Source organism: Pantoea sp. F_5 (assembly GCF_008631595.1).
GTDB lineage: Bacteria > Pseudomonadota > Gammaproteobacteria > Enterobacterales > Enterobacteriaceae > Pantoea > Pantoea gossypiicola.
Genome location: NZ_VWUO01000029.1, coordinates 19,727 through 30,634, shown reverse-complemented (window position 1 = coordinate 30,634; position 10,908 = coordinate 19,727). Strand labels below are relative to the sequence as shown.

General features: G+C 54.9%; 5 protein-coding genes and 4 pseudogenes. 1 reads left to right on the top strand and 8 read right to left on the bottom strand.

Annotated features, from left to right (window positions below; all coding sequences use genetic code 11):
• The 7 genes and pseudogenes from F3I44_RS22780 to F3I44_RS22750 form a co-directional block, all read right to left on the bottom strand.
• Positions 1-768, bottom strand: a 768-nt coding sequence (locus tag F3I44_RS22780) for a site-specific integrase (protein ID WP_190286036.1), incomplete at its 3' end; no start/stop codon positions are given.
• Positions 769-857: 89 nt separating this feature from the next.
• Positions 858-1,664: a DUF1460 domain-containing protein gene (locus F3I44_RS22775; protein WP_150016061.1), complete on the bottom strand. Its 807-nt coding sequence runs from the start codon at positions 1,662-1,664 to the stop codon at positions 858-860.
• Positions 1,665-1,950: 286 nt separating this feature from the next.
• A pseudogene (locus F3I44_RS22770) lies at positions 1,951-2,367 on the bottom strand (phospholipase D family protein); the annotation flags it as partial.
• A gap of 147 nt (positions 2,368-2,514) precedes the next feature.
• Positions 2,515-3,315, bottom strand: a complete 801-nt coding sequence (locus F3I44_RS22765; RefSeq protein ID WP_150016060.1) for a DsbA family protein — start codon at positions 3,313-3,315, stop codon at positions 2,515-2,517.
• A gap of 33 nt (positions 3,316-3,348) precedes the next feature.
• A complete protein-coding gene (locus tag F3I44_RS22760) occupies positions 3,349-4,023 on the bottom strand; it encodes a fertility inhibition protein FinO (protein WP_223811738.1) in 675 nt (224 codons plus the stop codon).
• A 66-nt stretch (positions 4,024-4,089) separates the two neighbouring features.
• Positions 4,090-4,203 (bottom strand): annotated as a pseudogene (locus F3I44_RS24385) (TraX family protein); the annotation flags it as partial.
• Positions 4,203-4,651, bottom strand: a pseudogene (locus tag F3I44_RS22750) (DNA methyltransferase); the annotation flags it as partial. The pseudogenes F3I44_RS22750 and F3I44_RS24385, both read right to left, overlap by 1 nt.
• Positions 4,652-5,213: 562 nt before the next feature.
• On the opposite strand from F3I44_RS22750, the pseudogene F3I44_RS22745 reads away from it, so the two are divergent.
• Positions 5,214-5,357: pseudogene (locus tag F3I44_RS22745) on the top strand (disulfide bond formation protein B); the annotation flags it as partial.
• A gap of 519 nt (positions 5,358-5,876) precedes the next feature.
• Here the strand turns inward: F3I44_RS22745 and F3I44_RS22740 are convergent.
• A complete protein-coding gene (locus tag F3I44_RS22740; RefSeq protein ID WP_150015919.1) occupies positions 5,877-10,880 on the bottom strand; it encodes an RHS repeat-associated core domain-containing protein in 5,004 nt (1,667 codons plus the stop codon).
• Positions 10,881-10,908: the final 28 nt, after the last annotated feature.

The window sequence follows — 10,908 nt, the reverse complement described above, 5'->3', positions numbered from 1 at the left end:
GGCAGACCAGTAAGAAAGCCCCCGCAGTTTTACGCCCTTATCGATAGCATTAAGAGCAGCCTTCAGATATTCAAAGATATACTGGCTCCGGGGGTCATCAATGACAACACCCTCCACAGCATCGGGCAGGTCCCCCAGAAGCAGGCTGTTTGCCTCATTAATGCGCATACCCGTTGAAATCTGTAGATCGGCGAAGGCGCGATCCCGCTCTGATGTGCGCGTATCGCTAAAAGCAGGCCTGAACTGAGCAAGGTAAACTTTCAGTGGAAGGTAACGAACCGGGCGGGCTGAGACTGACTCCATGATAGCTGACCGGACCCGTTGTGTGCCCGGGGCAGCCGTCATGCGACCCGCTCTGATGTCGCGATACGCTACGGGACTTTTCGCTATCTCCCCCGTCATGGCGGCCCACTCATAGAACCGCGTCAGCGCAGCGGCAATATTGTTCCACGTACGGGCTGAGACGGGGCGCTTCTGGCTGAATCGCCTCTGCGTGTAGTAGAGGCGCAGGACGCTGCAGTCGACGGCACGCCAGGCAATTTCCTGCTGTGCGAGCCAGCACAGAAAGCGGGCAAGATGGTAGGCATAGGTACGCCAGGTATTCCGACCCGGCCTTGATGGATCGACCAGCGATCGCAAAAAGGCATTCACATCACGGTCAAATGTCCCATCTTCCCCGATGAGAAAGGGCTGCCCGTCAATAATGCCAAGCCGCTCTGCCATTTTCGCCAGTTCAGGCGTACGGCTCAGAACGGTGAAAACTAACATGATAATCGCCTCCCAGCCCTATTGAACATGGGGTTTCAATACCTGTGCCAGACGGCTATTATCAGCAGGCGACTCCGGTAATCACTTTATCATTCAGCCCGCAGCACAACGATGCCCGGTTTGGAGTGCATGTACTCCATAAACGGAGAGTCCACCACTTTTCTGTTTGCGGCAAGTGAGGAAGCGTTCCTGAACCACACCTGTCCATCGTAGCGAACTACGATACCCACATGTGAAACGTCCAGCCCGTCAAGCGGAGAATAGACGCCGATATAATCTCCGTTTTTCAGGTTGTCCATGGCCTGCTGGTTGAGGGCTTTTCCAGGAATGTAATTTATTTTGCGAGGATGGATGCCCAGACCAGGAATGTACTCGCCGCCATCAGGCTTACGGTTAAGTTGCTTGTCAACAACGACATAATCAGGGCTGATATCCGGTGTTACATCCCGTGCATTGCCCGGCGCTGTGGCGAACCAGTCAGAGAAGAAGTGCCGGCGGCTGAGATAATCAACATTGCCCGCAGTGTAGCGGGTCCTGGCTAGATTATGCAGAAACGATTTCTGATCATCGCTACGGGCCAGGGCCTCAACGTAATCAGCCAGGGTAAAGCAGTCCACTCCGTTAAAATTCGCGACAAGGACTTCGGGTGTGCCGGGCCCGCCGATGAGCGTATCCGCCTGATAAGGTGTTCCGAGAAAAGCAGACGACACACGGCTGATAACTTCTCCATGGTTTTCGTCTTTATAAGGGATGACATCCGACTGGATAATCCGGCTTACTTTTTCTGCCGTAACGCTGTCCATGCTGGTCTGATATTTTTCTGTGCCAGGGGCGGCACAGGACGTCAGATACGCCAACATCGGCAAAACTGTCCATGCTTTGACCTTCATTATCATCTCCGTGAAAGGTTCAAATTCCTTTTTACCCTTACCGGAAATGGTTGTGATGGATACAGAAAAACGCCAGTGGTTGATTACAGGTTGAATAATATGAGCGCAGATGATGATAAATGTGAAGTTCATCACATGACTTTATTCGCAGTCGGTTTTTCCTGATCGTCTAAACCAACCTGACCCTTCAGACTGGATTATAAGTATATCGGCGATTCTGACATGCCCACTTGGTAAGGGGCTAAAATCAGACAAGGCCGCAATATGAAGCTCCGGCTATTTAAGCAATATAACTGAAGTTATAGCTACCTGACTCAACTGTATGATTATCAACAATAATGACTTTGTCATGCATGATGGCGTAGCGACCGTTGGTGCGCAGCGGAATTCCAGCGTTTACCGCGATGTTCATCGCCGCCTGGCTGGCTTTACTCCGGTTATCCTTTTCATCGAGCACTATTCTTACGTCCACACCCCGGCGTTTTGCTCTGACAAGCGCACTAACCACTTCCGGAGACGTAAATGAGTAGCCCATCAGCCGAATTTCCTGCTGTGCTGACTCAATCGTCTTAAGGACCAGCTGCAACGCGCTGCCTTCAGGTGAAAAGCCGACCTGAACGGAGGGTGCCGCTGCTGCGGGCTGAATACAGCTCAGCGAAAGGCATACCAGACCGGACACGGCCAGCTGGCGAAAGGTGAACTTACGCATTAAATAACCTCAGAAATACTGTTCGGATGTGCTAACCAGAAACGCCGGAGACGGGGAAAACTTGCTTTTGCCCTTCTCCGGGGTTGGACAACTGAGCACGGCGAAGGCGTCAGTCTCTTTTAGCGGTATCAGGTGGCGGACGCCTGATTATTTTTTGGTATCGCCGGCAGCATGGGCAGCATGACTGATGGCCTGCTGCAGGGCCTCCGCGCTGGTGTATCCAGGGATAACCGTCACGTTATCAGCACTGGCGCCGGCTGACGGGAGAACCACCAGGGCTGGGGTACCGCTGAAGCCCAGCTGCTGCGCAAGTGTGTTTATGCCATCCAGGGTTCCCTGAACATCTGGGGCTGTTTTCGCATCGAACTTCACGGCTTTTGCGGCCGCGCTGATATCAGCATCGGTCAGCTTACCCTCGTTGTGGCCGGTGGCGTAAATCGCGTTGTGATAGTTAAGGTAAGCATCGGCCCCCTTCTGCTTCCAGATCTGAAGCCCGGTTTTCGCCGCACTGAGCGACGCCGGCCAGCGCTGGCCAAATATCGGGAATTCCTTGAACACAAAGCGCACGTCCGGGTTAGCTTTTATCACTTTCTCCAGTTCCGGCGCCAGGCGGGCACAGTAGATGCACTGGTAATCAAAGAATTCAACGACCGTCACTTTCGCATCAGCAGGACCATATGATGGTGTGCCTTTATCGTTCAGCAGCGCTGCCTGATTCTGAACTACGGCGGCCGTCATCGCCTGCTGCTGCTTCTCCTGCTGTTGAGCCTGCAGCTTCTGGCTGACCTCAACCAGCACTTCCGGATGAGCCAGCAGGTAGTCTTTCGCGATTTCACCAATGCGGGCTTCCTGCTCCGGGGTAAAGGCAGCGGCAGGTTTCTCTGCTGCCCCCGCCACACCGGAGACCAGAAGGCCAGCGGCAAGCATGACTGAAAGGGTTTTATTCATGTTCATCCTGTGTTTTTCTCTTCTCTGCAGTTATCAGTTCGTATCGTGTACGGGTGCTTCCCTGGCCGCCCTGCGCTGTCGTTTAGCATGCTCCTGAGCCCTGCGCTCCACCGCATATGCCGCCTCCTCCTCGCTCACCGGTGCGACCGGTTCACCGGCAAGGTTTTTACGCCACGCGCCCACCGTCATGGCGCCCAGATACGCATCCGAGCGGGTGACTGCGGCAAGGCAGCGTTTCAGCGTCTTCACGGAAACCTCCAGCCCGCGCCGGCGAATGTCATTGACCATCGCCTCCCGGATGTTGACCGCCAGGAGCTGCGGCTGGCCGTCCGTAACGAGGGCCGGCCAGCAACGCTCCAGGAGCACGAGCGCGTCCGTCAGCGGCATAACCTTCCGGTAAACCGGCTCAGGTGCAGGCTTGCGCCTGGCCGCCCGCATGGCCTCGCGCTCCTGCGCCTGTTGCACTGCCCACAGCCGGGCTTTCTCTGCTTTTCTGACGGCCTTCTCGTCCGCCTGCGCCTTTTTCGCGCTCTCATCCACCGCCTGCTTCCTGACCTTCCAGGCAGGAGTCGTGTTCACCACCACGGTCTTTTTACGCGTGACCAGGCCCGGTCCCGCACTGTCCGGTTCACTGTTGTTTACGGCACGCTGACCTTCTGGCTCCGTCTTATGGCGCAGCGTCAGCGTGGGGCGCCCCTGCACTTTCATCCTGCCTCCGGATAAATCTGTTTCACGTGTATTCCCCTGACTGACCCTATTCTGACACGGCAGATATCACATCACCATCAGTCCGATGACGGCCAGGTGCACCGCGTAGAACAGCGGGAAAAATTCGCGCGGCCAGAACCTCGGCACGCGGCAACAGGTCCGGCTCAGCACCGTCAGGGTACGGGTTTTTCGGTCAGGTGGTGCCGGTTGCCGCTGTATTTCCAGCCCAGCACGTTCGGCAGCGGGTTCTGCGGCAGACGTGGGCGGCCTTTGCCAGCAGGTAGGCACATTCATGGCGGTAGCCCACATAGGCGGACTTCGATGTGTAGGTTTTGGTAAACACCAGGTGGCCAACAACGCTGAATCCGGCCTGTTTCCAGGCGGCCATAAAGCGATCGACGCAGTTCCAGCCGTAGAAACTCACCATCAGCGCGTCTTTTTTCAGCACGCGGTACATCTCATGACAGGCAGGTTGCAGCGATTCATCCGTTTTATCACCGGCAATGGTGCGGCCCTGACGGTCACGAAAACCAACGAGGTATGGCGGGTCAGTCAGTATGAAATCGACAGCCTTCTCAGGAATGCCAGTCATTACCTGCACACAGTCACCCAAAATCAGACGGGAAATAATCATTCTCCTTATTTAAATGCGGCGCCAGTTACGCCGTGCCGATACGACAGCCGGGCGAAAAGCGGAGCAGGCAAGGGCGCCACCGCAAGCCGCAGCACAGATAAAAGCAGACGCTGACTGGACGGTTTGACGGCGAAAATTGAGCCGGAGAACGACGGGAAGACAGCGGAAAATGCATTTTGAAATCACTGTGACCGGGTGAGGATGGTGGCGAGGCCTCCCTTTTCTGCACAGCGGCCAGGCTACAGTAGCGGCACGGCGTTCACAGCAGAGCGGTATGAATGAGGAGCGCAGCGACATCGTTATTTTTATCGTGACTGTCCACAATTTTGGTGGGCAATCCTGTGTATAAAGTGAGGGTATTCTGCGCAGGTCGCTTCCAGCACGGATGACAGCAAGCCTGACGAGGATGGTTACCTTTTAACCATCCACGAAGACTTCACTTTTCCTGGTGTGGTATGTTGATGCTGACTGTAAAAAACCGGAGCGGAGAAAGATGGACAGAGAAATGCTGGCAGAGTGGCTGCGGGATATTGCCCAACATATAGAAGAGATCTAACCTTGGGTCATGTGCATTTATGAGCGCAGCGCGCTGGCGGGTATTTTACTTGCCGGGCTAGCCGGTGCTGCCGGACCTGAAACGCCGTTACGCTACGGGCCGCTGGCCCTGTGGGCGTGGAGCGCGTGGAAGGGGCTGGCACTGGTGGTCATGGTCAACACCCCGTCAAAACCGGTGTCAACCCATTCGCCATTCTCATGCTGGCGCATCAGACGCCCGCATGAGGATATCTTGTAAAAGTCGCATCTGCAGTCCAAATCCTTAGTCTGGTAGTCATGTTCCGTTTTGCCGTTCGGCATCTGGTTGCGGAACTCTACCGTGTCAAACATTCCCATAAATCATTCACTCCTTTGTGCCAGGCATCTACTGTAGTTAGTAAATACCGTTCTTCCGGTCAGCTGAAGATATCCGCTGCGGTACAGATGTTATCTATAATTGGGGTTTGAGGGCCAATCGTGTAAAAAACCCTGATACGTATCTTTTCGTTTCATTGGCCTTCAGACCCCTTATCTGGTCCGGCGTGGCCATCAGCGCATCGGCATTCGCGCGTGTCTGCTTTGGCAGACTTACCTTTCTGAAGCGAACAAAGTGATCACCGGCCATGGACATCAAAAGGAGGCAATAAGTTTATCGCCTCTTTTTGCAACAGTGTCTGGTTGGACCTCAAACCCTCATTCCGAAGGTGCCTTCATTTAAAGATACATTACTTATTCGCCTTATACTTCTGTTTATTGGATAGTAGATCCTGCTGTCTGCAATGGTTTCAGTTCCATCAAAATTCACGGCACTAATAGTTGTATCCCTTCCCCAAAATAAATCATTAATATCACCAACAGAAAGAGTTGTGTATCGGTCTCCCCAAGCCCGAACTGGTCGGCCAATAATACTGGCAAGCTGTTGCGCCGTACCGTAATCTCCACCGCTCCCACACGACAAAAGATTCAACACTCCCTTAACAGAACACAGGTCTATCCCGTGATTCTCCCTGAGTAACTCAACTAATTGTTGAGGACCTACTTTTGCCTGTTGAACTTCAAAAAAGTAGGCATCTGATTGCTCAGAAAATTCAACACCGATGGTTCTTGTATAGATGAAACGTTCACCATCCTCAGAGCCATGTACTATCAGTAATGGTTCATTGCTTCCCCTGAAATTGTGTATCAGACCACTATCAGCACGGTATATAATATTATTTTCATCATCAAACGCAGCCATAACGGAGAAGGCCTGTGCACGATGTGGTAATGGCAACGAATGTGCATCTTGTCCTTCTCTCCTGAGCAACCATCTTATACTCTGCCCCCCCCCCAAACTCAATCCAGCCAGCCCGAAGGCCATGGACACCCAGCCCAGTATGGCCGATGCACGCGGGTTATGATCCTCCTCAGCCCCGCTGGCTATGGCTGTGACATCTGCCACCACACCCAGTCCGCCCACGACCAGGGATGTTGTGGATGCTGCCCCCACCGCCGCCATCACGCCGCCTGCCGCCGCAATGGATGCTCCGGCCGTGAATATCGAGAACGCCAGCCCCAGCGCGCCGGTCACGATACCCAGTATGCCCTGCCAGCTGATATGCCCGGACGGGTCAGTATGGTTCACCGGGTCGCCCGCGCAGTACGCGTACGGATTAATGCCCCCGGCCCCGAAAGGGCTCAGACTGTCCGGGCAGTTGAAACGCATCAGCACCGGATTATAGGCACGATAACCGTTACCCAGGTGGTAGGTCCCGCTCACCGGGTCGGTGCGCTCACCGTTAAAGCCCGGCAGTCCGTCTGTGGGGCTTCCGTTACCGTAAGGTGACCAGACGTGCTGTGTTCCTTCCTTCTGCTCTGTACCACGGGACCACAAGAGGCTGTCATGGTGGTCGCCTGCTGTCAGGGTCAGCGTGCTGCCGTCGCTCACGCCCAGACAGGTGTGCCCGGCTTTTATCAGGCGCGTTTCCCGGACCTGCTGTACCTGTACCTCGTTAATCAGTTCGCCTGCACGGTAAAACAGCTGGCGGGTATCGCCCTCACTGACGTTCTGGCTGACCAGACGATTCAGGGCATCATAGCCGTAACTTCCGCCGCTGATATCATCTCCGTTGACGCTGACCAGTCTTCCTGTGACATCATAACCCAGCGTACGCCCCGCTTCGTCGTGTGTCATGCGGCCGTCTGCGTCATATTCCAGCACCAGTGCTTGCGGATGCATATTGGATGACACCGATGTTAGCTGCGTCGGGTCATCCGGATTGTCATAAAAATACGTTGCCCAGTAATCGTTAGTATCATCCGGATATCTCGTTTCCATGCCATACAGATTATTCAGGGCATCATACTCATATCGCTGCAACGTCATCTCATGACCATCTGCATCCACGGGCAGGCTGCTGCCACTCGCTTCATACTTAACCAGCCGGTTGCGGGTATCGTAGGTGTATTTTTCTTCCCTGACAGAGTTACCGTTCTGTTGTGTGGAGCGACTGGCCAGCAGGTCGTTCTCCGTCCAGGTCTGTGCGATGGCCAGTGTAACGCCGGTGCTGTCGGTCACGGTCCGGGTGATTTCCCGACCAAAATCATCATATTTCAGGGCGGTGGTCAGGGAGGCTTTTGCACCTGTGTCCGTCACCGTCTGCGAACTCAGGCGCCCCAGTGCATCATACGTCAGGCTGACCGTCAGCGCGTCATCACTGATGCCCACCACCCGCCCGAACAAGTCCCGTTCATACGTCGTTTTTTTACCGGTAATGTCCGTATACGTGACCACTCCTCCTGCCAGCGTATGGGTATAAGCACTGGTACGCATGGTGTTTGCCTGCGTGAAAGATTCTGCTTTCAGACTGCCGGAAGGTGTCCAGGTATTACCGTTCTGCGTACTGCCCTCTTTCGCCGTCAGCAGGTCTCCGGTGAGTCTGTCGTAACTGAAAGTCTGCGTCACGTCGTCCGAGGTCAGACTGCTTAGTCTGTTGCCCAGCTCAGGAATGTACGTGTACGTCAGTGTTTTTCCCGACGGCTCTGTCACCGATGCCGGCATCGGGGAGGCCCCCTCATAAGCGTACGTTGTCATACGGCCGCCACTGACGCGTTCAGTCACCCGCCCCAGGCTGTCGAACGTCTGCGTCCCCATGTGCCAGGTCCGCACTTCGGCGCTCCTGTTTTTTCCCGTGACGCTGATACTGGCAACCTGGTTACCGGTCAGGTGCGGGGCATAGGTCCGCGTTACGGTACTGCCGTCAGGCAGGGTCTGCTTCAGCACTCGTCCGAAGGCATCGTACGTCCATTCTGTTTTATGTCCGGCCTCATCCGTTTCTCCACGCAGACGGCCAAGACCGTCCCACTCAAGGGTTCGGGTCAGTCTCTCCCCGGCGATGCCACGGCGACTCTCCGTCAGGGGAAACCAGCTGCGCTCATCATATGACGTTATCAGCGTGACGCCCCGCAGGGCTTCGCCGTCATTTTCCCCCTGAATGTGGGTGGTGCGCGTCAGCCCCACAGGGTCGGTATTGTGCACATGCTGTATGCCGTCAGTGAATGCCAGCAGGGAAGCCGTTCCCCAGCCATCATACGAGGCGGTCATATCAAGCGAATACTGTTCTCCCGCGCCGGTATGCCAGTCACTGCCGGTTCCGGAAGCCACTTCCCCCAGGGGATTATGTACCCGTGATGACACATCAAACCACTGCTGCGTGTCATCCATATCCAGACGCTGCTGCCGGATACGTCGGCCGGCACCATCAACATGCGTTTTCTGCTGGTTACCGGAAGCATCGGTTACCTTGGTCACAGGGCCGTCATCTTCAATGACATAAGACCAGGTCGTGGTGTTCTCATAATCCGTATCCGGCGCGATTGTCCGGCTCAGCGGACGCCTGGCCTTATCATACGAATGCGTTATCGTGACGTCCTGCACATCCTTTTCAGAGAGAAGCAGTCCCGTATGCGCGTGCCGGATGGTGGCACGGGCCGCCGTCAGAGTGTCATGACCGGTGAAGGTGTCGGTCTGTCTGAGGCCGGATATGCCCGTCCCCGCTCCATATGTAAAAGCTCGGGAGCTGGAGAAGGACTTATCTTCTGACACGTCAGGTGTGAGAACCGTGTTCCGCGTCTTCTCGCGGGCATACGTCAGCGTATCGCTGATATCGTCATAATACTCACGGGTAACCACTGTGCGGGCGTTTCCGGTCGTCTGAGTGACCGAATCAGCCACCACGGTGTAACCTTCTCCGCTGAGCGCATTCAGTTTTCTCCAGGTGCTGACCATGCGGATAACAGGTTCATCCCCCTTAACCTGTCGGGGAGTAACTGTCCGGCTTTTCAGCCAGCGGATAAAACCATACGGGTCTGCCGGGCAATTATTACCTTCGCCGTTAGCCGGGTAATATTCATATTTCGTGACGGTACCGTCCGGTGTCTCCTGATATAAAGGATTGCCCGCCTCATCAAACTCGGTGAGTGTGACGCGTGTGCGGGGGGATGCGCCAGAAGTATCCTCCCAGGATTCAGTGTGCGAAACGGGCAGGGCGAACTGCACCGGCTGGTCATTAAAAGCCACACCAGGCTTCGCATGGTATTCTGTCGTCTGTGAATACGTTTTTCCGTCTCTGACTGTGGTTTCTGAGACCTGCAGATGGTAGCTGTTGTAGCGACGGGTTACTTTACTGAGTACGGACCTGCCATCGGTATCTATCCGTTCTGCCGTGGAGCCATACTGATAGTCACTGAGCAGGATATTGAGCATGCCGTCAGTGTCCGGTTGCCACTGGTTCAGACCAGCCTCGTTGCCGAGATAGTTTTTCTGAGTCCAGGTCCATCGCGTGATACTTTCAGGCTGTCCCCCGCCGGGTATGAGGGTATGCTGATACACACAGGGCAGCGCAGGTAAACCGGCAATGTCCGGGAATGCCATACCATTGTCGCTATAATATGCTACCTTTTCCGTCAGCCCGGTCGGTGAGGTCAGTCCGGTAAGGGTGCGGTAATTCTTTTGCGGCCCCACGGCATTGTAGTCAAACGTCCAGACCAGTGCCGGGGCATCAGCGTGGCTGGTCACCCGGACCAGAAGTTCATTGGTGAATTTAAATACGGTGCTGTACCCGGCATTCCCGTCATACGGCAGCAGGGAGAACTGAGTGGTGGCAACGGACTCATCCGGATATGTCACGGAGCACAGTATAGCGCCATCATCCTCCGTCACTCGGGCCAGCCGGGCTGGCTTATATGCCGCATTCCACACTAGCTCCAGGCCGCGACCGTCAGGAGCTGTTATTCGGGTGGGAACATACACAGTCCCGATAAGTGAAAGGGTTTCGACAAGACCGGACTTGTGGATAACCCGGCAGGTGCCCTCGCCTTTTTTCTCAAAAATGAAATTTTTGAGTTTTTTCTGCTTCACCGTGTCCCCGCTATTGCTGACGCGGTACTCCTCACCGGTGGAAAGTAACAGCTTCCCGGTATCCGTGTCATAACGGGTCAGATTCAGAGTAAAACCTGTCCCAAATCCCTCATTCACTGACGACAGCGGGGAATACTGCAACGACAGAGCCAGTACGGGACCGGTCAGCCAGCCAGAGTGGATGTTTGCCAGCGGCAGGCTGAGATTAAACAGACCAGTGCGGGGATCCACACCGCCCTGAACAGAACTGATGAAGTTACCTGCCTGAGAGTAAAATGAAGGTGAGGTCATAAGAGAAATTCCACGTGAATGAATTAAG

Excerpts from the sequence above, each read along its gene's own strand:
- F3I44_RS22765 (WP_150016060.1), bottom strand. The coding sequence starts at position 3,315 with ATGAATAAAACCCTTTCAGTCATGCTTGCCGCTGGCCTTCTGGTCTCC.
- F3I44_RS22760 (WP_223811738.1), bottom strand. The coding sequence starts at position 4,023 with ATGAAAGTGCAGGGGCGCCCCACGCTGACGCTGCGCCATAAGACGGAG.
- F3I44_RS22775 (WP_150016061.1), bottom strand. The coding sequence starts at position 1,664 with ATGATAATGAAGGTCAAAGCATGGACAGTTTTGCCGATGTTGGCGTAT.
- F3I44_RS22740 (WP_150015919.1), bottom strand. The coding sequence starts at position 10,880 with ATGACCTCACCTTCATTTTACTCTCAGGCAGGTAACTTCATCAGTTCT.